22 protein-coding genes, 1 riboswitch and 1 other annotated feature are annotated in these 20,658 nt (G+C 36.0%); of the genes, 3 read left to right on the top strand and 19 right to left on the bottom strand.

The annotated features are described in order from the left end of the window. Nucleotides 1-262 precede the first annotated feature (262 nt). From HCH28_RS05435 to comGA, 16 genes are all read right to left on the bottom strand, one after another. Nucleotides 263-2,599, bottom strand: coding sequence for a sensor histidine kinase (locus HCH28_RS05435; RefSeq protein ID WP_221680142.1), 2,337 nt, complete (start codon nt 2,597-2,599; stop codon nt 263-265). After that, entirely contained in the window at nt 2,590-2,748 is a 159-nt protein-coding gene (gene comX, locus HCH28_RS05430) for a competence pheromone ComX (RefSeq protein WP_004231062.1), read from the bottom strand. Before comX ends, HCH28_RS05435 begins: the two co-directional genes overlap by 10 nt. A gap of 278 nt (nt 2,749-3,026) precedes the next feature. Then, the gene (locus tag HCH28_RS05425) at nt 3,027-3,410 is read right to left on the bottom strand and encodes an SMI1/KNR4 family protein (protein WP_221680141.1); all 384 of its coding nucleotides are present in this window, start codon (nt 3,408-3,410) and stop codon (nt 3,027-3,029) included. Between the two features lie 30 nt (nt 3,411-3,440). Next, complete coding sequence (locus HCH28_RS05420; protein WP_221680140.1) at nt 3,441-4,388, bottom strand: ADP-ribosylglycohydrolase family protein; 948 nt, start codon at nt 4,386-4,388, stop codon at nt 3,441-3,443. A gap of 30 nt (nt 4,389-4,418) precedes the next feature. Then, nucleotides 4,419-5,186: a macro domain-containing protein gene (locus HCH28_RS05415; protein ID WP_221680139.1), complete on the bottom strand. Its 768-nt coding sequence runs from the start codon at nt 5,184-5,186 to the stop codon at nt 4,419-4,421. A 448-nt stretch (nt 5,187-5,634) separates the two neighbouring features. Beyond that, entirely contained in the window at nt 5,635-7,098 is a 1,464-nt protein-coding gene (gcvPB, locus tag HCH28_RS05410) for an aminomethyl-transferring glycine dehydrogenase subunit GcvPB (protein WP_048392265.1), read from the bottom strand. Then, nucleotides 7,091-8,437 carry an aminomethyl-transferring glycine dehydrogenase subunit GcvPA gene (gene gcvPA / locus HCH28_RS05405; RefSeq protein WP_221680138.1) on the bottom strand — a complete coding sequence of 449 codons (1,347 nt, stop codon included), beginning with the start codon at nt 8,435-8,437 and terminating at the stop codon, nt 7,091-7,093. Before gcvPA ends, gcvPB begins: the two co-directional genes overlap by 8 nt. 25 nt (nt 8,438-8,462) lie before the next feature. Further along, nucleotides 8,463-9,566, bottom strand: coding sequence for a glycine cleavage system aminomethyltransferase GcvT (gene gcvT / locus HCH28_RS05400; RefSeq protein ID WP_131520616.1), 1,104 nt, complete (start codon nt 9,564-9,566; stop codon nt 8,463-8,465). A gap of 248 nt (nt 9,567-9,814) precedes the next feature. Continuing rightward, a riboswitch (glycine riboswitch) is annotated at nt 9,815-9,907 on the bottom strand. A gap of 144 nt (nt 9,908-10,051) precedes the next feature. Beyond that, nucleotides 10,052-10,567: a shikimate kinase gene (locus HCH28_RS05395; RefSeq protein WP_004231053.1), complete on the bottom strand. Its 516-nt coding sequence runs from the start codon at nt 10,565-10,567 to the stop codon at nt 10,052-10,054. A 20-nt stretch (nt 10,568-10,587) separates the two neighbouring features. Further along, nucleotides 10,588-10,749, bottom strand: coding sequence for a hypothetical protein (locus HCH28_RS05390; protein ID WP_225340350.1), 162 nt, complete (start codon nt 10,747-10,749; stop codon nt 10,588-10,590). A gap of 16 nt (nt 10,750-10,765) precedes the next feature. Beyond that, nucleotides 10,766-11,191: a competence type IV pilus minor pilin ComGF gene (gene comGF, locus HCH28_RS05385; RefSeq protein ID WP_221680137.1), complete on the bottom strand. Its 426-nt coding sequence runs from the start codon at nt 11,189-11,191 to the stop codon at nt 10,766-10,768. Continuing rightward, the gene (locus HCH28_RS05380; protein ID WP_221680136.1) at nt 11,184-11,501 is read right to left on the bottom strand and encodes a hypothetical protein; all 318 of its coding nucleotides are present in this window, start codon (nt 11,499-11,501) and stop codon (nt 11,184-11,186) included. Before HCH28_RS05380 ends, comGF begins: the two co-directional genes overlap by 8 nt. Beyond that, entirely contained in the window at nt 11,494-11,931 is a 438-nt protein-coding gene (gene comGD, locus HCH28_RS05375) for a competence type IV pilus minor pilin ComGD (RefSeq protein ID WP_221680135.1), read from the bottom strand. The genes HCH28_RS05380 and comGD overlap by 8 nt, the downstream gene beginning before the upstream one ends. Next, nucleotides 11,931-12,269: a competence type IV pilus major pilin ComGC gene (gene comGC / locus HCH28_RS05370; protein WP_004231042.1), complete on the bottom strand. Its 339-nt coding sequence runs from the start codon at nt 12,267-12,269 to the stop codon at nt 11,931-11,933. Before comGC ends, comGD begins: the two co-directional genes overlap by 1 nt. 10 nt (nt 12,270-12,279) lie before the next feature. Continuing rightward, a complete protein-coding gene (gene comGB / locus HCH28_RS05365) occupies nt 12,280-13,353 on the bottom strand; it encodes a competence type IV pilus assembly protein ComGB (RefSeq protein WP_221680134.1) in 1,074 nt (357 codons plus the stop codon). Beyond that, nucleotides 13,328-14,347, bottom strand: coding sequence for a competence type IV pilus ATPase ComGA (comGA, locus tag HCH28_RS05360; protein ID WP_221680133.1), 1,020 nt, complete (start codon nt 14,345-14,347; stop codon nt 13,328-13,330). The genes comGB and comGA overlap by 26 nt, the downstream gene beginning before the upstream one ends. Nucleotides 14,348-14,673: 326 nt before the next feature. Here comGA and HCH28_RS05355 point away from each other — a divergent pair, with 326 nt between their 5' ends. Together HCH28_RS05355 and HCH28_RS05350 are read left to right on the top strand one after the other, a co-directional pair. Then, a complete protein-coding gene (locus HCH28_RS05355; RefSeq protein ID WP_221680132.1) occupies nt 14,674-15,384 on the top strand; it encodes a helix-turn-helix transcriptional regulator in 711 nt (236 codons plus the stop codon). Between the two features lie 117 nt (nt 15,385-15,501). Next, the gene (locus tag HCH28_RS05350; protein WP_004231035.1) at nt 15,502-15,744 is read left to right on the top strand and encodes a DUF2626 family protein; all 243 of its coding nucleotides are present in this window, start codon (nt 15,502-15,504) and stop codon (nt 15,742-15,744) included. A gap of 75 nt (nt 15,745-15,819) precedes the next feature. Here HCH28_RS05350 and HCH28_RS05345 read toward each other — a convergent pair whose 3' ends face one another. After that, nucleotides 15,820-16,464, bottom strand: a complete 645-nt coding sequence (locus HCH28_RS05345) for an MBL fold metallo-hydrolase (RefSeq protein ID WP_009370182.1) — start codon at nt 16,462-16,464, stop codon at nt 15,820-15,822. A gap of 169 nt (nt 16,465-16,633) precedes the next feature. Between HCH28_RS05345 and HCH28_RS05340 the strand changes: the two genes are divergently transcribed. Continuing rightward, nucleotides 16,634-16,813, top strand: a complete 180-nt coding sequence (locus HCH28_RS05340) for a DUF2759 domain-containing protein (RefSeq protein WP_004231029.1) — start codon at nt 16,634-16,636, stop codon at nt 16,811-16,813. A 55-nt stretch (nt 16,814-16,868) separates the two neighbouring features. On the opposite strand, the gene tyrS is transcribed toward HCH28_RS05340, so the two are convergent. Both tyrS and HCH28_RS05330 read right to left on the bottom strand, forming a co-directional pair. Further along, nucleotides 16,869-18,083 carry a tyrosine--tRNA ligase gene (gene tyrS / locus HCH28_RS05335; RefSeq protein WP_221680131.1) on the bottom strand — a complete coding sequence of 405 codons (1,215 nt, stop codon included), beginning with the start codon at nt 18,081-18,083 and terminating at the stop codon, nt 16,869-16,871. A 110-nt stretch (nt 18,084-18,193) separates the two neighbouring features. Further along, nucleotides 18,194-18,435: a binding site (T-box leader), on the bottom strand. A 257-nt stretch (nt 18,436-18,692) separates the two neighbouring features. Further along, nucleotides 18,693-20,588 carry an LTA synthase family protein gene (locus HCH28_RS05330; RefSeq protein WP_004231024.1) on the bottom strand — a complete coding sequence of 632 codons (1,896 nt, stop codon included), beginning with the start codon at nt 20,586-20,588 and terminating at the stop codon, nt 18,693-18,695. Nucleotides 20,589-20,658: the final 70 nt, after the last annotated feature.

Below are 20,658 nucleotides of genomic sequence, written 5' to 3'. Positions count from 1 at the left end.
CTCAATCCTTCTCCTGATTATATCGGTCATCTGGCCATAATTTCCTTGAATATTAGGTAAATACTCCAAAAAGTGCATTTTTTCCTGATTTACTATTCACCAAATGATATTTTTTTGATAACATTTTATCATTTTTGATTTATTAACTTAAATAAATAAATATATTTTCAAACAAAAGCCTTCTAACCCACATTCGTAGCCTCTACGAAGAGATTAAAAGGTGTTAAAAAAATATATGCACGTATGCTTCCGCTTCATCTGGTTATCCTCGTATCATATAAGTTGGTCGGGTCAGGGTCTTATAGGTATAGGGATTCGTATGTTGGGTTTCACTTACTTGAATACGAATCGTCATCCCTTCTCCTACTTTGCTATCTAATGCGAATTTCCCATTAAAAGCTTGAACTCGCTCCTGCATTCCTTGTATGCCCATAGAATCGGCAAGTAGAATATCATCTATATTACAACCAACACCATCATCACTATACAAAATTTGGAACCCTTCTTCGGTGCCCAATAAATGTATTTCAACTGTATTAGCATAGGAATGTTTTAACGCATTGTTTAATAGTTCTTGGAACAGTCGATAAATCATTAAATTTAAACGCTCATCCTCTAAATAGAGGCGGTCAATCGTATATATCAAAACAAAATTAGCCCGTTTATGAATTTTTTGTATTAATTTTTCAAGGGCTGCATTTAAGCCTAATGTATCTAATAGAGGTGGCTTTAAGTTTTCGCAGTAGCCCCTCAAATCATTCAGAGAGATAATCATATGTTCATGAAGCTTTATAAGTTTAGATGGGATCTCCTCTTTTTCTTTTGTATGCATGAGGACATCCATTTCCCTTGCAATGTGCAATTGTTCTTGTAAAATCGTATCATGAAGTTCCTGTGCCAACTGATATTTTTCTTCCTCGAACCTTAGCCAGAGTAATTTATTGAGCCATGGTAGCTGTCGATTATCGGCTTCTTTCATATGCTTTAACTGATTTAAAAGCTCCTCAACCATTTTTGTGTTTTCGATAAAATTATTTAAATAGAGCAGCAATAATTCTAGCCATAGCAGTTCCTCGTCCTTGAGATAAATCGTTTTATTATGATCCACAACAAGGATTCGTTTATAGTTCACATCTTGATGAATAAAGGCAATATAGAAATGATCTGTCTTTTTAATATCTCCCAAGCCTAATCGTTCAACTAGTACCTCATCTATTTGATGCTGCGTGTATTCTTTGGATTTATTTGTTAAGGTAACTTGATGCGTTTGAAAATCATATGTGAGCACATACACACTTTCCATTTCAAGCTGAACCACAACCTCTTGTACAAATTTCTCTAATAAGTCCTCAATCTTCACCACTCTACCAATACTCTCAACGGTCGTATACAAGCGGTGGATGTAGTCGCCTTTTGTAGAAAATAAAATTTTCCGCTTACGATAATCAATCCGCTCTTTAATGTAGAACAACGCCATTAACGATAGAAAGGCAAAAAAGAAAATCTCCGTCATGTGCGAAACTGATAAATCTGCAAATAAATATAAACCGATTAACAGCCATATCGTAAAGCCAAATGAGAAATTAAAATAATAACGTAATCTAGAAATGAAATACTCCATATCAAAAATACGTTCAGTGAGTTGTGTAAAAATGAAGCTGAATGGAATTAGTAAAAGAAATATTGAACTTATATCTGCCGAAAGAATTTGATTGTGGAAAAAAATTTCTGGTAACGCATATAGAAAAAGGAATGGTATAAAAGGAATTATTATACTACTTAATAGGATTTTAAGTTCTGGAATTCTATATTTAACGTAACTAAAAATCATTATACTAAGAATAGCTACTAGTAATAAAAAAAATAGACCTAAAATAATACTTGAAACTATAGAATGAATTCCGTCATAAACTATTCCGAAGATACTTAAAATAATTACAGCTATGGGAAGTATATATAACGAATTAATATTTTTTATAAACGGCCATCTTATATTTAGGAAGCCAAAATACTCTTTCAAAAACTTTAATAAAAGAACTAGACAGAGAAGCATGCTACCACGGTTTACTATAATTCCGAAAGGGTTTAATATACCTGAAGCACCTATGCTTAGATAAGCTAAAGAAACAGATAAAATAAACAAAATTAATAAGTTTATTAAGATTGTATTTTTAGGTTTCAGATACAAATAAATTGAAATTAATAGAGATAATAAATAGTAACTAGTTGGCACAAGGAGAACAGAATAGAATTGTTGAGTGATGTCAAACGGCTTTATTTTTATCTCTTTTAGTTCCCCGTTCGGTTTCATTATTGTTATTTCATTTGCCGATCTAATTACTAAATCATATTTAAGATTAGTTATTTTATCTATATTATTCCCATTTACGCTTAAAATATTATCTCCAATCTCTATTTGCTGCTTTAAAGCCCAATCTTTATAATAAGGATTCGTTATTTTCCAAACACCATTTTCCTCTTTAACCTCTATATTAATAAAAGGTTTACTATAAATGATAAATAATAAATAGAGACCTATTATTAAATATACACTTATAGTAAACCAAAACCTTTTATTGTTATTTGTTTTTAATTCCACAAACGATTTTCAAGGTTCAGTTCTTCATCAAACGAATCCAAAATTGCCTTTTGTTCTAATGCTGTTACACCAATGAGAGAAGCTTTTTTTTCTTTTAACAATGTCACTAACGTCGGATTTTGCTCTAAATATTGAATCATGTTAATCATTAAAATCGCCTCATTTCTTCATTTTTTAAGTTTATAGTCACTATTTTTTGCCAATAATTCCTCTTTATAAGGAATTATTAACCATTTATGTAACTATATTTTTATTATACTACCTCTCTCCAATAATTCAACATAATTTTCTAAAAAATTCAAAAAATAATAGATTACGTAATAATTTTGCTTTATTTTCAATTATTTTTCTCCAAAAATAGACATAGAAAACAAATGAAAAAGCTCCTTCCTTCTAGTAGGAAGAAGCTTTTCATTTGTCTCTCTTGCTAATACTGACACCCTGCTTGTAGCCATTTGCATAAATCATAAGTAATCAATGTTGCATGCTTTGGATTCATATCACCACTATCTACTGCTAAAACACGAGAATCCTCTGCCTTTATGTCCATTAAAAAGACAATTCCTCCGCTATCATCACCAATTGCAATATAGCCTTTTGCATATTCCTCCACTTCCCAAGTCTCGTTTCTTTCTAAAACTTCTTCTGTACCATAAATGAACACGCCGTTTGTAAACGATGAACCGTTACTTTCCTTTAATACAAGTGTATACGCACGAGGAAGTTGGCAATTCAGCCTATTTTCTATGTGTACAATTTGGTGATCTGTTGCTGGTGGATTTGCAGTATATCTATTATGTATAGGTAACATGTCGTCACCGTCCTTTCCAACAAACTTTTTTTACGTCTGTGCTACACAAAATTCATAAAACGCCAAGATTAAGTCATCTACCTTTTCTTTACTGACAATTTTACCTAACCATTCTTCTGGAATTTTGTCCAACTGTTTATACATACCCGCGATTGATCCTGTAATCGCCCCAACGGTGTCCGTATCTTCTCCTAAATTAACTGCTTTTAGAATCGCGTCTTTAAACGTTGTAGAATTACCTACACACCAAATGGCTGCTTCTAGTGAATGAACAATATAGCCGCTTGATTGAATCTCATCTTCAGGCGTATTTAAAAAGTTTTCATGAAAAATCCTTACGTAAGCATTTAGCTCTGCTTTCATTTCATTCTGTAAATTATTTTGCAGTAAGTCAAAGACCTCTTTTAAGGCCACTTCTAGTGAATTATTTCGGTATAAGCTTAATAATAGTTCAATGTAAATGATGGACCCTACTATGGAACGCGGGTGACCATGAGTAATCTCTGTATACTGATGAACTAATTCTTTTCTTTTAGTAAAATCTAACTCATGTATGACCATGAATACTAAAGGAGCTATCCTCATTAACGTACCATTGCCATTATCAAACTCGCCCGTTTTACCACATTGTGCTGGTGGAACACCTTTTTTATAGTTCGAAACGGCATCCGCTGTAGTAATTCCAATATCAAACATTTCGCCAAATGGTGTGAGATAGCCCTGCTCCATGTATTGTACAAATTTGTTCATTAATGTTTTGGTATCCCCATTTTCAATAATGTTCTCGACTAGGCAGAGTGTTAGAGAAGTATCGTCAGACCAAGTGCCAGGTGGCTGATTGTAAGTACCGTATCCCATCACATCTTGCACATGGAAAGTCCCTCTTTGTTTAAACTCAACAGGTACGCCCATTAGATCACCAATAATCCCACCGTATAAAGTGACAAACACCCGCTCCCTCAATTTTGTATCTACCATAGATACCACCCCTAACTTTTTTAAAATTTATCACAATTCAAAAACAGTACATTTAATTTTATAATAAATCAATTCCTCATTTATTATTTTTTCAATCTCTCTCCAATCTCCTCCAGCTAAACCTGAACCAATTTTAGGCATCTGTATCGATAATCTATTTTTTAATGCAAATCTCGCAACTTTTCTTAAACATAAACGAAGCACATCATAATCCATATAGGTTGTACGATCTTTGTCATTTTTCCTCACACCATGTTGTGCAAGCATATTGGCAACAAAAGTAGCTTTCAGCTGGTCTACACATACAAACTGAACTTCTCCTAACTCAAAAGTTTCTTTATCCTTAGACCATTTAACATATTCCCTTTTGGCTAAAGGGAATTGCTTTGATAAAGATAAAACAAAGCCTTCTCCCCAAATTCCTAAAATATTAACAACATGGATGATGAGTGTATGTTCTTCTAAAGGAAGAGAAGCATCGCCCTTTAAGTAGTTGATTTGAGATTTGTTAGCTACAATTCCTTCCTGCCATTTATTCTCAAAGTCTAATCGAGTAATAGGTATACTATCGCTTAAATCTAAATTATCGATATGTCCGTCATACAATAAAAATTCAATATCTTCGTTCCAATCATGCAATGATGAAGAACTATACATATCGTTGCTAATTATGTTGATCTGCCTAGTTGCAACGCCATCATCAAATTCTGTATATAATTGACCATAACCTTTTAAAAATTCAATATTATCACATTTATAGTATAATAGACTATCACCAAACTTGATATCTTCTTCCACCACTTTAACCCCCTTAATAGATCCATCCTAACCCTATCATATTTTTGTGCATAACAAGGTGAAAAGATTTTGATTAATTATACTATCGATTGTAGATAGTTAGACACTAACTCTAAGTCCATAAATCGGATCCTTTAAGATGGAAATAAATCAAGATCAGTGTCTTTTAACACCCATCTTATATACTTACCAACGAAACTTCCATCAACTTTTAATTTTGCATTACTTGGCACTTCTCTTGTAAGATACTCAGATTTATCATAATCAACTAATACATGTCTTTTCATTCATTATAATAAAGCAAAATGTTTTGGTTTACCTTTTGTACTCACAACACGCAAATTAGCTATCACATAATCCTGTAATACATTTCACTATTGAAGATTTATTTAGCTTGTAATTTAAGGTGCAAAAAAACCGCTCACATGAACGTGAACGGTTTTGTAGACTATGCTTTTTGATAACGAAGCACTGGTGTACGAGCAGCGCGTGTTTCGTCTAGACGAGATACGACTGTTGTATGAGGTGCTTCTTGAACGATTGATGGATTTTCTTCTGCTTCTTTCGCAATTTGAATCATTACATCACAGAATGCATCTAATGTTTCTTTAGATTCTGTTTCAGTTGGTTCAATCATCAACGCCTCTTCCACATTTAATGGGAAGTATGTTGTTGGTGGATGGTAGCCAAAGTCTAACAGACGTTTTGCGATATCTAATGTACGAACGCCTAGTTTCTTCTGACGACGACCTGATAAGACAAATTCATGTTTACAGTGACGGTTATATGGTAGATCGTAAAATGGCTCTAAGCGACGCATCATGTAGTTGGCGTTTAATACAGCATATTCTGTAACAGCTTTTAAGCCATCTGGACCCATTGTGCGAATGTACGTATAAGCACGAACATTGATACCAAAGTTACCATAGTAAGGTTTTACGCGACCGATTGATTGTGGACGATCGTAGTCAAAGTGGTATGTGCCTTCTTCAGTTCTTACTAATACTGGTTTTGGTAGGAATGGAATTAAATCTGCTTTTACACCTACTGGACCAGAACCTGGACCACCGCCACCATGTGGGCCTGTAAATGTTTTGTGTAGATTTAAATGCACACAGTCAAAGCCCATATCGCCAGGACGTGCTTTACTCATTACAGCATTGAGGTTCGCACCATCATAGTACACTTTACCGCCTACAGAGTGAATTAGCTCTGCCATTTCGATAATGTTTTCTTCAAATAACCCTAGTGTATTCGGGTTAGTTAACATTAGAGCTGCTGTATCAGAACCCACTACTTTACGAAGGTCTTCGATATCAACCAAGCCATTTTCATCTGATTTAACAGTGATTGTTTCAAAGCCCGCTACTGTCGCTGATGCTGGGTTTGTACCGTGAGCTGAATCAGGAACGATTACTTTGTTACGGTGACCTTCACCATTTGCTTCATGGAATGCACGAATCATCATTAACGCTGTCCATTCACCATGAGCACCTGCTGCTGGTTGTAATGTAACTTCATCCATCCCTGTAATTTCTACTAAAGAAGTTTGAAGATCATAAAGAAGCTCCATTGCCCCTTGTGCTGTTGATTCATCCTGTAATGGGTGAACATTTGCAAAGCCTGATAGACGTGCAACTGTTTCATTAATTTTCGGATTATATTTCATCGTACAAGAGCCAAGCGGATAGAAGCCAGAGTCTACTCCATGGTTTCTACGAGAAAGTGCTGTATAATGACGCATAATATCAAGCTCAGACACTTCAGGTAGTTCTGCTGCCTCTGAACGTACTAAGTTTGCAGGTAATAAATCTGCTAGGTCTACCTCAGGCACATCTAGTGCTTCTAAACTATAGCCAACGCGACCTTCTTTTGAAATTTCAAAAATGAGTGATTGATTTTCGTTATGCATTAAGAGCCCCCATTTCTGCAACAAGTGCATCAATTTCTTCTTTCGTGCGTAATTCAGTTACTGCGATTAGCACATGATTTTTAAGAGAGTCATAATTTTGACCTAAAGGATAGCCACCGATAATACCCTTTTCGATTAAACCTTTATTGATTTCCTTCACACATTTATTCGTTTTCACAACGATTTCATTGAAGTGTGCACCTTGGAATGCTACTGTAAAGCCTGCTGCTTCAAAGGCATTTTTTGCATAACGTGTTTTCGCGATGTTTTGAGTAGCCATTTCACGAATTCCTTGTTTTCCTAGAGCTGTCATCGCTACAGAAGCTGCAAGTGCAAGTAGTGCTTGGTTCGAGCAAATATTCGAAGTTGCTTTATCACGACGGATATGTTGTTCACGTGCTTGTAGTGTTAAAACATATCCCCGACGGCCTTCACCATCCACTGTTTCACCAACAAGACGTCCTGGTACCTTACGCATCAATTTTGTTGTCACTGCAAAGAAGCCACAGTGTGGGCCGCCGAAAGCTTCAGAAATACCAAATACTTGCGCATCACCTACACAAATATCAGCACCAAGCTTGCCAGGAGGCGTTAAAATTCCTAATGCCAATGGGTTAGAAGATACAACGAGTAAGCTTTTTGCAGCATGTGCAATATCCCCGATCACTTGGATATCTTCCACTTGGCCAAAGAAGTTTGGATATTGTGTAATAACAGCTGCTGTGTTGTCATCGATTAACTCTTTTAATGCATCCACATCTGTCACACCATCTTTTTGCGGAATAGTCACGATGTCAATGGATTGACCATAGGCATATGTAGCAACAACATCGCGATATTCTGGGTGCACTGCTTCTGACACTAAAATCTTCTTGCGACGCGTATGACCAGCTGCCAACATACCCGCTTCTGCCAATGCTGTACCACCGTCATACATAGAAGAGTTAGCAAGATCCATTCCCGTTAGCTCAGCAATCATCGTTTGGAATTCAAAGATGGCTTGTAGCTCACCTTGTGAAATCTCTGGCTGATATGGTGTATAAGCTGTATAGAATTCTGAACGAGAAATAACATGGTCTACAATCACTGGTTTATAGTGGTTATAAACACCTGCACCTAAAAATGATACGTTGGCATTTGTGTCCTTATTTTTAGCAGCAAGTGCCGTTAACTCTTTTAATAAAGCAGATTCTGATTTTGCTTCTTTAATATCATAAAGGCCTTTAAAACGGACTTTCTCAGGAATATCCTCAAATAACTCATCGACTGAGGATACACCGATTACGTCTAACATTTCTTTTTGATCTTGCTCCGTCATAGGTAAATAACGATGTTTCATAAATGTAGGTCCCTCTTTTCAACTATTATTTTGAACGCTTGTAAAACGGTGTTTCTACTGTTATTACCTTTAAGTGTTTACCGCGAATTTCAATTTCTAGCTCAGTTCCGATTGTTGCGAATTGACTGTCAATTAATGCGTGACCAACATTACGTTTAGATGAAGGAAGCTGTGTACCCGTTGTCACTTCACCGATTTCTTGACCATCCTTAAACACTTTGTAGCCATGGCGTGGAATGCCTTTATCAATCATTTCAATGCCTACAAGTTTGCGTGGTAGACCATTTTCCTTTTGAGCTACTAATGCTTCATGACCAATGAAGCCTTCTTTATTTAATTTCACAGCGAAGCCAATACCAGCCTCTAGAGGAGAAATTGTTGCTGATAGCTCTTGACCATATAGTGGTAGCCCAGCTTCAAAACGAAGTGTATCACGACATCCTAGTCCAGCTGGAACAACCCCTTTTTCTTGACCTGCCTCTAAAATTTTACCCCAAAGCGCTTTGATGTCTTCTGGAGCGCCATATAATTCAAAGCCATCTTCACCTGTGTAGCCACTGCGAGAAACTAATACTTTATGACCTGCAACCTCCACATTCTCTTGGAAGCGGAAAAATTTAATGGCACTTACATCCGTCGAAGTAAGGGATTGAAGAACCTCTTCTGCTAGTGGACCTTGAAGAGCTATTTGTGCATAGGCATCCGATTGGTTATCAATCGTCACATCATATTGATGTTGATTTTCCATCATCCAATCATAGTCTTTTTCAATGTTAGCTGCATTGACACATAATAAATAGTGATTGTCAGCTAATTTATATGTTAATAAATCATCAACAACGCCACCATCTTCGTAGCACATTGCCGTGTACTGTGCTTGACCGTCAACAATTTTTGATACATCATTTGATAAAAGATTTTGTAAAAAACCTAAAGCATCGGGACCAGTTACTAAAATCTCTCCCATATGTGATACATCAAATAAGCCTGCACGATTACGCACTGCATCATGTTCTTCTTTAATAGAAGAGAATTGAACAGGTAATTCCCATCCACCGAAGTCAACTGTTTTTGCACCATATTTCGCGTATTCTTCAAATAGAGGTGTACGTTTTAATTCATTCGCCATTCTTTTTTTGCCCCCTTATTGTTAGTTACATTTTTACTGGTAGTAGTTCGTCTGCTTTTTGTATTCCTACAGTCAATTACGTAAATCAGGCTATAGACATAAAAAAAGACAGACGAACCCCTTTTCGGGATTCTCTGTCCTTGCACCTGAAAGTTACACCAGACTGGCTCGCAAGCTCTACGTTGCCAATCAGTCGGCTTTCCCCTTTGGTGGCTGTTATTGTTATACTACAGCTCTCTCCAGAGTTGCGTCTTGTACGAGTCCTTTTACCTGAGAGATTCATAGCCCATTGCTACTTGCTCCTTCGGTGGCGTCTACACGCTCTCTCCCCGCACAATCATCCGCCCAAGATAAATCTTGGTACTATTTAGTATTCAATGAACATTTAGTTACTTATTTGTCTATATCCTAACATTAAATGCATTGGAAAGGCAATCATTTTTTAAAAGATAATAAAACACGAACATTAAATAAAAGAAAGTAATTCATCGTTCGTTTTTCAACCTTTTCACTTGAAATACTAAATACTCTAGAATTTGGCGAATCGTCCTACCTTCTGTCAGTACCTGAATATGACCTGCATCACGGTAAAACTTCCTTCTGTAGTGATACAGACTTTCTAGCTCCTCCTTTGTAGAGCTCTGTACAATGGGTCTATTTGGATCATGCTGAACTCGTTTATAAATATCCTCAAACGACGCATCTAAAAAAAACACCAGTCCACTGCGTCTCATAATTTTTCGATTTTCAGCATTGATGGCAACGCCACCACCAGTCGAAATAATACAAGCCTCGTCCCTGAAATTTTTCAAAAATTCTGTTTCTATTTCTCGAAAGTGGGCCTCACCGTATTTTTCAAAAATCTGTGGAATTGTCATCCCCTGCTGACGCACAATCTCATGATCCATATCATAATATGGCATCTTCAATAAATAGCTTAAACGTCTTCCTAATGCACTTTTTCCACTACCCATAAAACCAACTAAATATATTTTTCGCAATTCGATTCACCTTCTTATAACTACGATTCTACACTGTCTGACAAAATTTGTCCCAATAAATTTATCGTAGCTCGAACATTCAATTTTTCTAGCCCATCATATGTTCGATACTGCATTTCATAAGACATATAATACGCAAGAACAAAAGTAGTTACAAAAAATAATAATGCAATTGCGATCAAAAAAATAGCCCCTCTGTCATTTTTCAATAATTGGCACATAAAAGGTTCGCTCCTTTAGAATACCACTAGCCATTTCAACAGCTATCGTCAGCTTATTTTCGGAATAGCTAAATTGACATTTATTGATTCCTATTAGTATAGGAACATGTCCACCCTTTACCTGCTCACGGATAATATTCGAGTAGCAATCAATATGATGGAGCGTATTAGCTGTTTGGAAAGTTATTCTTTTTTGATCTTCACGAATGGAAAAGGTGGAAATATCTTTTAGAGAGAGGTTCAAATCAGAAACAAATAGTTCCCACTTTGTTTGTTCATCTGTTAGCATAGTGGACTTCATTTCAGCAAACCAAAGTATTATAAGGACAAAAAAATGAGAAATAAGCACAAAAACGACTAATTGAAACATAGCTTCTATTAATGTATAGCCTTTCTCATTCATGAACTTCACCTGTCACTTTAATACATTTTTGGCGTGATCCCTGTAAATTTTGAAATTGGACACAAACTTGTTGTTCGTCAACTTTCCAATGATAAGCAACCTGTTCAATGATTCGAGAGCCCTCTGTTACTTGAATCGCATGGTACTGTTTTAAACCTTCGTATGCTGTTTCAGCTGCAATTAGCTCCATTTTTTTATTAGCAAGATTTGTTTTCATCGTATAAGTAATGGGGATTAACGAAGTACAAAGTAACATCAAAATACCCACACCTAAAATAGTTTCTACAAAAGAATAGCCTGACTCATTCAATCCTAGCTCTCCCTCGTCCTAATGTTATGATTACTTTTCTCTTGCCCTGTGGTGTTTTAAATGCCATGGTGCCTGCTGTCATCACATTGCCGCTATAGTTATAGACAAGTGTTTGAATTGAACTCTCAGCTGGCAAAAATTCAACCCCCTTTGGAAAAGAGCGTTCATATAAATGAGTATAAATATCTTTTTGAATAGTATAACGATTTGTTGAACCTTCCATTTTCAGGGCTATATATTGTCGTTGGCTCATACTAGAGGTTTGAATATATTGAATATCCAGTTGTAATTGCGTAAAAAATCGTTCTAATTCCTTGGTTTCTGCTATTTTCAATGAGAATTTACTAACAATCGCTGTTAAACTCATAACAAGAAATAAGACAACCAGCATTTCAAGAATCGTAAAACCACCGTTTTTATGAACATTCATTAGCTATCAGTACCTGTTTCCAAGTTGACATTGGCTGGGCGTACCTCTCCCTCATTAGTAATCACTATTTCTTCTTTATTTGGGCAGGTTGTTTCATTTTCCTTTAAATAGCCTTTTGCCACTAAATCATCTAAGGTAGGATAAGCCATATAATCTACACGATACGCCTCTACTTGGCCTTGTACCATGCTTATATAAGCTGTACAGCCTTTCTTATCTATTGTGGCGAAATGCTTTGTAACATTTGGGATTGTAATTAAAATAAGAATGGATATAATTAACAGAACTATAAGCATCTCGATTAAAGTAAAACCAGCTTGTTGTTTGAGTCGTTTCATCATCTTCCTCCTAAACTAATTCAATCATGTGATAGATGGGTAATAATAAACTGATATAAGCCGCTATTATACAAGCAGCTATAAGGATAAAGAAACTAGGCTGCACAAAAGCTAATATTTTTTGTAAAAGCTGTTCCTGCTTTTCCATTAATAAATCGCTATACAATACTAATTCTTTTCCTAAATAGCCGCTGTGCTCGCCATGCTCTACGAACATTGGAAAATCTTTTTGAAAAACGGCCATCATCGTTACCGCCTGTGTCAGTGATTCTCCAAAGATGACTCTTTCTTTTATACGCTGTGAAAGAACTTGGAGAAATGGTTGTAGCTGCTGTTCCTCTAATAGCTGAAGGCTTGCTTGTAATGAAAATCCACTTTGTAGTAAGCTGCCTAAATAAGCAGCAAACTGCCTTGTCAATGCCAGCCTAAAATAGCGCTGTATAAAGGGGATTTTTAATAAAATTGTTAGTTGATGAGCAACAGCTTGTCGTTTGAGATAGAAACGAAAAATGATTAAGCTACCTATTACTATGAACATGGTCGAGATAACTACATCTGGTACATGTAATAACAGATTGGACAACGCAATACTTGTCTCTTCTGTTTCAGAGGTACGACTGACGACCATTCTTTCAATGTTCGGTAAAAAAAATGTACGAAACACAAAAAATAACAACAATAAAAAGATAATCAGTGTGACAGGGTAGATCAGCAGCTTGATTAGCTTTTTCTTAGTCTTTTCACTTACTGTTATCTGTTTAGCCACACCTTTAAATGCTTCTATCATGTGGCCATTGTTTTCCGCCACCTTAATTGCCATTAAATAATGATTCCCTAGCTGTAATGTTTCAAATATCCCTGCAACCCCTACTCCTTGTCTGAGCTTTTCATCAATTTGCTGCTGTATGTCCTCATGGGCTTCGATATGATGAGGTAGTAGCATGGAAATAGCTTGGGGAAATAAATATCCTTCCTGCATTAGTACACATAAACGATTGAAAAGCTGAGCTTGTTCCTTTACCCGCCATTTCGTAGCCCGATTATAAAAAAGAACAATTTTATCGATGTATGTTTGTAACTGCATATAGGCTCTCCACTAATTCCTTTTGCCCCATTAATGTTAATTCATAAGGAAGTTTGTAATTTCCCTTATCCTTGATGGCGGTGATGGCTCTTGATAGATGATCGTCATGTAATATTTCATAGACAGCTCGACGTTCTCCATGTAGAGCTGAGGTCTGAACAAGCATTTGGGCAACTATACCGATAACCGTTTGACGAAGCTCCTCTATCGACACACCTAAATCCATTAAACGATAGAGACAATTAATGGAGTCTTTTGCATGAATAGTGGAGACAACTAAGTGCCCTGTTAGAGAGGCTTGGATGGCAATATTTGCTGTTTCTCTATCGCGAATTTCACCAATCATAATGACATCAGGTGAATGGCGCAAAATGGCTTTTAATCCTGCAGCATATGTAACGCCTGCTCGCTCGTTGACTTGAATTTGAAGTAAATTGGCTTGGCTGTTTTCTACAGGATCTTCTAAAGAAATCACATGTCGATTCAATTCTGTGGAACAGTAATGGATTAGGGAATAAAGTGAAGTAGACTTGCCAGAGCCTGTTGCTCCCGTAAAAAATAGAAGACCTTGTCGGTTTTGTACCAGCTCCATGAGTTGGTGAGCTGCGCTTTTGGAAAAGCTTAGGGAAGTTAGTGGAAATGCATGATTTTGGAGAAGTAAACGAATAATTAAGCTTTCTTTTAAAAATACAGAAGGCAGTGTGGATACTCGAAACGAATAAGAATTTTGCTCCATTGCTTTTTGAAAGGCACCGCTTTGAGGTTTACGACGCTCACTAATATCTAATTCGGCAAGAAATTTATAGTAAGAGATCATTCTTTCTGCAAGTTCATGAGGTAGCTCACCAGCGTGGAGAAGTTTATCATATTTCCGAAAATAGATCCGATACTTTATGTTTCCTGGAACTAACAATAAATCGGATGCTCCAAAATGATAGGCCTTTAGTAAAAGTTGCTCACATTTTTGTTCGACAACTGTTTCAAAACTCTGCATATATGCACCTCTCTTTTAGTTCATTCGAATATGACCGCTCTATTCGTTATTTCCTAGTATAAGGAGGAACTCGCCACGAGAAAAGCCCTTTTCAGAAAATAAAAATTTGCAAGTTAATTTTCTGCCAATAATGTTTTTTGCTATAAAAATGTGGATAAAGTGCAATTTTCCACTAAAAAAGAATATAAATGCATGAAAAAATTAATATTTATGCCGAAATGAACTGTATCTTTTTCAATAATACAATATAATAGTATCAACATGATTATTTTCCTAACACTTGGTAAACGAACAAAATTTTTATAAAAATTAAAGAGGTGAAGCTCATGATCCATCCATTAAAAATTACTAGTACACTAGCGGATGAAACAAGATACTCTATTTATGAGTACATATTGCAAGAGAAAAAAACAGTTACTGTACAACATATTGCTGATAAATTCGGTATCCATCCTAACGTTGCTCGACTTCATTTAACGAAGCTTTCAGAAATAAATATTATTACAGCTGACTATGTAAAAACAGGTAAAGGTGGCAGACCTGGACGTGTTTATAAAGCTTCAGAAAAAGGCGTATCTCTTACTTTTCCAAGACGTGAGGAAGATCGTTTATTAAAATGGACGATACAATTAATTGAAGACTTTGGTCCATCTGCATTAACAAAGTGCCAGGAAATTAGCTACCAAGACGGCTACCAGCAAATGAAAAATTATATGAGTGCTGAATTGACATTAAGTAATTCTCTTTCCTTCGATGAAAAACTTCAGCTATTAACGGACAATGCCGCTTTAATTGGCTATATTCCACAAATTCAACAAACTGAGCATGGAAAAAAAGTTATCTTCTCCATCTTCAATTGTCCATTCCAGGAGCAACTGACAGCCTATTCTGAAATTGTTTGTTCATTACATGAATCCTATTTAAAAGGGCAATTAGATGCATTGTTTACGAACAATGAATTTGTGCAAATGGAAAGTATGATACATAATTGCGATTTATGTAAATATGAAATAAACGTGACAGAAATCGATAGCTAGATTAAAAATCCATTTGTTTGTCACAAACATGGAGAAGTTCCAGTTTACAGACACCTTTCATATCATTTATAATGAGTAAGAGATTATTGTGTCGTGGGCAAAAGGAGGGGAAATTTCATGGATAATATGTATAAAGTTATGGCATTCTGGACAGGTATTTTTGCCGTTATGTTCTACCTTGGAGGTATGAACGAGGTATCGCTATTATTCTTAGGTAATACAGGTTTATTCTTATTATTAGGCTTCTTAAACCTTTCAGAACGTATGTACATGTACATTTTCGGAGCATATTTAACTGTATTCTTCGCTGGCTTCACGTACTATACAACATTCATTCACGTACCTGGTGGCGGTCATTAATACAAACAAAATCGCGTATCTCACTTTCGGTGAGATACGCTTTTTTATGTGCTAAAACAGTTTATTAGCCATATTTTAAAATCCATTTAAAAAAGGATTTGTCTCCATTTCTGCGCCTACCGTTGTATAATTACCGTGTCCAGGATAGATAATAGTATCCTCAGGTAATGTCAACAGTTTATGATGGATCGATTCCAATAAAATTTTGGTTGATCCACCTAATAGATCTGTACGTCCTACACCTTGTTCAAATAACGTATCTCCCACGATGGCAAAACCGTCATTTTCAAAGATATAGGAAATACTCCCCGGTGAATGCCCAGGTGTAAAAACTGCTTGAAACACAAAATTACTCATTTCAATTTGCTGTTCTTTTTTGATAATTGTATCTTGCGCTGGTGCAGCTACCCTATAATCTGGTAATGCAGGATATTTACTAGAGCCATTTTTCGTTGGATCCGCTAGCCAACTAACTTCCTTTTCATGAATCCATACAGGAACGTCAAATACCTCACGCACTGCATCTACTGCCCCTATATGATCAAAATGGGCATGTGTTAAAAAGATAGCAAGAGGTTTTAAGCCGTTGCTACGGATTGTTTTAATTAGACGCTCCGCTTCTTCACCTGGATCAAATACGATACATTCTTTTTCTTTATTCGATACGATATAGCAATTCGTTTGGACGGGACCAAGAGAATAACTTCGTACGTTCATCATAGTTATCACCTCAATTTCCTATTATACAGGCTTTGCCACAATTTGACGATAAATGTTCATAGTTTACAGTATTTTAGTCCTCGACAAAAACAAGTAGAACGTTTACAATTAAGGAGGAATATTGTTTGCGACATTCATTTTCTGATGTCGAAAGGAGTGTCTATTTTTAATGAACTTATTAATGGTTATTTTTGGTCTAGTAGCGATTTTAGCTGTATTTGGTACATTCCAAGCAATTAAAGAAAAGAACCTTTTAAGCGTTGTTTTCAACTTATTAAGTGCTGCTGTATTCGGATGGTTCGTCATCATGACGATTGTTCACAGCGGTTACCCACCAAAATTACACTAAAATTTAGACAAAAAAAGAGCAGTCTCCTCGGAGATTGCTCTTTTTTTGTCTGTTATTACTTATTGAATTGAAGAAATCGCTTCTTGCCAATTTGTAGGACATCATTATTCATTAATACTTGTGATAAGTCATCCATCGCCATTTTTTCTCCATTCAAGGATACTCCTTTTTGCTTGATTAACCGCAAAAACTCACTCTTACTTTGAATAAAACCCATTACCACTAGTTGTGGAATGATATCCACGATTCTTTCCTTATCAATTTCCAAGAGCAGTATAGGAATGTTTTTTGGTATTTCCCTTTTTTGAAATGCTGCTTCAAAATAAGCTCTTGCTTCCTCCATTGCTGTAGATCCATGGTATAAAGCCGTTATAATTTCTGCTAATAGGAATTTCAAATCGCGGGGATTCTCTCCCTTTTGTAGTCTATCTTGAATAGCCTGCACATGTAGTGGATGCTCATCTGTTGCTAATTCGAAATATTTGATAATTAAAGTATCTGGGACTTCCATCACCTTTTTAAACATAATCTCAGGTGCTTCGTTGATGCCAATATAATTACCTAAACTCTTACTCATTTTTTCTATGCCATCTAATCCCTCTAGCAAGGGCATAAAAATAGCAATTTGTTTTTCTAATCCCCGATGCTTTTGTAAGGTGCGTCCCATTAAAATATTGAAAGTCTGATCCGTTCCACCTAACTCTATATCTGCCACAAGCTCTACTGAATCATATGCTTGCATGAGTGGGTAGAAAAACTCATGTATACCAATTGGGATGTGCTGCTGGTAGCGTTTCTGAAAATCCTCACGCTCTAAAAGTCGAGCAACAGATGTTGTGGCTGCTAGCTTGATGACCTCTTCAAAGGACAGCTTCGCTAACCATTCACTATTAAAACGAACCGTTGTCTTGTTCGGATCTAGTACTTTAAAAATTTGCTCACAATATGTTTGGGCGTTTTTCTTCACTGTATCGTCATTTAAGGCTGTTCGCCCCTTGGCTTTACCTGTAGGATCGCCAATTCGTCCTGTAAAATCACCGATAACAATAACTGCATGATGGCCTAAATCTTGCATTTGCTTGATTTTTCGTAGAACAACCGCATGGCCTAAATGAATATCTGGTGCGGACGGATCTAGTCCTAGCTTAATCGTTAAAGGTCGCTGTTCTTTATATGATCGCTCTAATTTTTCAAGTAAATCCTGTTCGTCAACGATCTTGTTAGCACCTTTCTTGATAATCGCCATTTGCTCCTTTGGTGTTAAAAACATACGAAACATCTCCTTGTAATATTAAATATTAATATTGCAAGTTCTATAAGAGTAAATGTGAGGTACCGCTTTTGCTTAGAAGGCATAAAAAAAACGCCTTTAGGAAATTCCTAAAGGACGTAGATAAACGTGTTACCACCTTTTTTCGAGAGCTATTCACATAGCCCTCCTTAACAAGTACAGCCATAGCGATACTTTTGCAATGATTACGGATGCAACCCCGTCGTAGCCTACTAAAGTTTCGGTACGCAGCTCCAAGATGTATTCACTTTAATATCCCCTTGCGCCTCTCAACAACCGGCTACTCTCTGTTAGTTCCATTAAAGTTACTCGTTCTTTTCGATGCCTTTCACTCTTATACTCCGAAATGCGAAAAACAAATCTTCGTTATGCAGATATTTACACTTATTATAATCGTATCTTTCTATTTGTCAATAAAAAGAAATGCCCAATAAAGTGTATTCACGTTGCATCATGTTGTAAAACATTGCGAAAGGTGTTTTCTTTAGCATAAGATTCACAAAAAAATATTATGAATGGTTGATTGTGACCAATTCCTTTATATCAGCAATATAAAAAGAGAGATCCCTATACGAGATCTCTCTTTGATTACTTAACTGAATCCTGCTTTAAATTACCTGTTTTTTCGTCATAGAAGCGAAGTAAGTCGCCATTAATGATGGCATCGGAATTTTCTAGCTCCATTGTGGCACGATCAGCATAAGACTGACATGGCTCACCATCTATTTCTTCGCCAGTTGCTTTGTCATAGCAAGCTTCACCAGCATAGACGTATTTATCTGTAATAAAGCGTCCATCACGGAAGACTACAAAGTCCTCATGCTCTGGAGAGAATAAATCCGCACCCATTTGCATATCTTTTGACGTTTCAACGCCAAGAAGGTGTAAGATCGTTGGACGTAAATCCATTTGTCCTGAAATCTCAGTCATTTCTTTTCCATCGCCCGCTCCTGGGATGTGAATGAATAAAGGTACTTCTTGAAGCATTGCATTATCCATTGGTGTAATTTGATCTTTTCCTAAATATTGTGCCATTGCTTTATTATGGTTCTCAGAAATACCATAGTGATCCCCATACATCACAATAATAGAATTATCATAGACACCTTGATCTTTTAACTGTTGGAAGAAGTCTTTTAATGCCTCATCCATGTAACGTACTGTTTGGAAGTAACGATTTAATGTACCTGAATTTGAATCATATTCAGGAATCATAATATCTTCTGGATCCAATGTAAATGGATAATGGTTCGTTAAAGTAATAAGTCTAGAGTAGAATGGCTGAGGCATATCTTTCATTAAAGCAGCTGATTGCTCTAAGAATGGAACATCTTTCATTCCCCAGTTTACAGCTTGCCCCTCTTCCACAGTATATGAATCTATATCGTAGAATTTATTAATTTTTAACGATTGATACATCATGTCACGATTCCAGAATGATTTATTATTAGGGTGCATGACATTTGTAAAGTATCCATTTTCTCCAAGGCGTTCAGCCATTGAATTATACGTATTTCCACCATGCGTGAAGAATACAGCACCTCGACCTAAACCAAACAATGAGTTTTCAACAATAAACTCGGAGTCAGATGTTTTTCCTAAACCTGTTTGGTGATAGAAGTTACTGAAATAATACGTATCTTTATCTTTTGTTAAAGAGTTTAAAAATGGCGTAATTTCATGACCATTCATGTCATTATTAATGACAAAGTTTTGTAATGACTCCATCGACACCACAATCAGGTTACGACCTTTATATTTCCCAAACATCTCTGGATTTACAGCAGCCTGATTAGAGCGTATATAGTTGTTCACTTCTACTAGTTCACTACCATCGGCTAACGCACGTTGTGCAGATGATTTAGATTGAATATAAATGTCATACAAGTGGTAATTGTACGTACCAATGTTTTTTACTAATAATTCGCGGTCAAAACTACGTGTTAGTAATTGTGGACGCTCCGTTTCTGCTAATCCTAAATTTAAGAATGTCATTGCTATTGCAAGCACAAAAAATGCACGACGGAATTCAATATTCACTTTAAATGCATCTTTCATTTTTGGTAAAAATTTATTCGCTAAGATTAAGATAACGACATCAACGAAATATAATACATCCCAAGGCTCAACAATGGCTGCTACTGATGTTCCTAAGTCACCAAAGTTACTTGTTTGGAATAATACTGGTAGCGTAATAAAATCATTGTAGAATCGATAGAACGCTACATTTCCGTATAAAACAATGGACAAAATAACGCTGACCGTAATCAAATAACGATTTCTAGCTTTTGCTGATTTAAAGAATAGTGATAAACCATACGTAAATAGCAAGAAGCTTAATGGATTAATAAATAAAATAAACTGTTGCATTGCATTTTCAATTTTCATTTCAAAGCTTGTGTGGTAAACAATGACCGTTTTGATCCAAGTTGCTATAATTGCTAGTATCATAAATGAATGTTTAGGCCACTTTATTGATTTCATTCCTAACATCCTCCCTACTTCCTTACAAAAAAATAATAATTTTTTACATTTTGTTACGGAAACAAAATAT

Source organism: Lysinibacillus sp. K60 (genome assembly GCF_019731275.1).
Lineage (GTDB): Bacteria > Bacillota > Bacilli > Bacillales_A > Planococcaceae > Lysinibacillus > Lysinibacillus capsici.
Note: the sequence above shows the minus strand (reverse complement) of the source record. Positions and strands in the feature narration are given on the sequence as shown.

Excerpts from the sequence above, each read along its gene's own strand:
- HCH28_RS05425 (WP_221680141.1), bottom strand. The coding sequence starts at position 3,410 with ATGTTACCTATACATAATAGATATACTGCAAATCCACCAGCAACAGAT.
- HCH28_RS05420 (WP_221680140.1), bottom strand. The coding sequence starts at position 4,388 with ATGGTAGATACAAAATTGAGGGAGCGGGTGTTTGTCACTTTATACGGT.
- HCH28_RS05355 (WP_221680132.1), top strand. The coding sequence starts at position 14,674 with ATGATCCATCCATTAAAAATTACTAGTACACTAGCGGATGAAACAAGA.
- comGC (WP_004231042.1), bottom strand. The coding sequence starts at position 12,269 with ATGAAACGACTCAAACAACAAGCTGGTTTTACTTTAATCGAGATGCTT.
- comX (WP_004231062.1), bottom strand. The coding sequence starts at position 2,748 with ATGATTAACATGATTCAATATTTAGAGCAAAATCCGACGTTAGTGACA.
- gcvPB (WP_048392265.1), bottom strand. The coding sequence starts at position 7,098 with ATGCATAACGAAAATCAATCACTCATTTTTGAAATTTCAAAAGAAGGT.
- HCH28_RS05340 (WP_004231029.1), top strand. The coding sequence starts at position 16,634 with ATGAACTTATTAATGGTTATTTTTGGTCTAGTAGCGATTTTAGCTGTA.
- HCH28_RS05345 (WP_009370182.1), bottom strand. The coding sequence starts at position 16,464 with ATGATGAACGTACGAAGTTATTCTCTTGGTCCCGTCCAAACGAATTGC.
- gcvPA (WP_221680138.1), bottom strand. The coding sequence starts at position 8,437 with ATGAAACATCGTTATTTACCTATGACGGAGCAAGATCAAAAAGAAATG.
- comGB (WP_221680134.1), bottom strand. The coding sequence starts at position 13,353 with ATGCAGTTACAAACATACATCGATAAAATTGTTCTTTTTTATAATCGG.
- HCH28_RS05330 (WP_004231024.1), bottom strand. The coding sequence starts at position 20,588 with ATGAAATCAATAAAGTGGCCTAAACATTCATTTATGATACTAGCAATT.
- gcvT (WP_131520616.1), bottom strand. The coding sequence starts at position 9,566 with ATGGCGAATGAATTAAAACGTACACCTCTATTTGAAGAATACGCGAAA.
- comGD (WP_221680135.1), bottom strand. The coding sequence starts at position 11,931 with ATGAATGTTCATAAAAACGGTGGTTTTACGATTCTTGAAATGCTGGTT.
- comGF (WP_221680137.1), bottom strand. The coding sequence starts at position 11,191 with ATGAATGAGAAAGGCTATACATTAATAGAAGCTATGTTTCAATTAGTC.
- comGA (WP_221680133.1), bottom strand. The coding sequence starts at position 14,347 with ATGCAGAGTTTTGAAACAGTTGTCGAACAAAAATGTGAGCAACTTTTA.
- HCH28_RS05350 (WP_004231035.1), top strand. The coding sequence starts at position 15,502 with ATGGATAATATGTATAAAGTTATGGCATTCTGGACAGGTATTTTTGCC.
- tyrS (WP_221680131.1), bottom strand. The coding sequence starts at position 18,083 with ATGTTTTTAACACCAAAGGAGCAAATGGCGATTATCAAGAAAGGTGCT.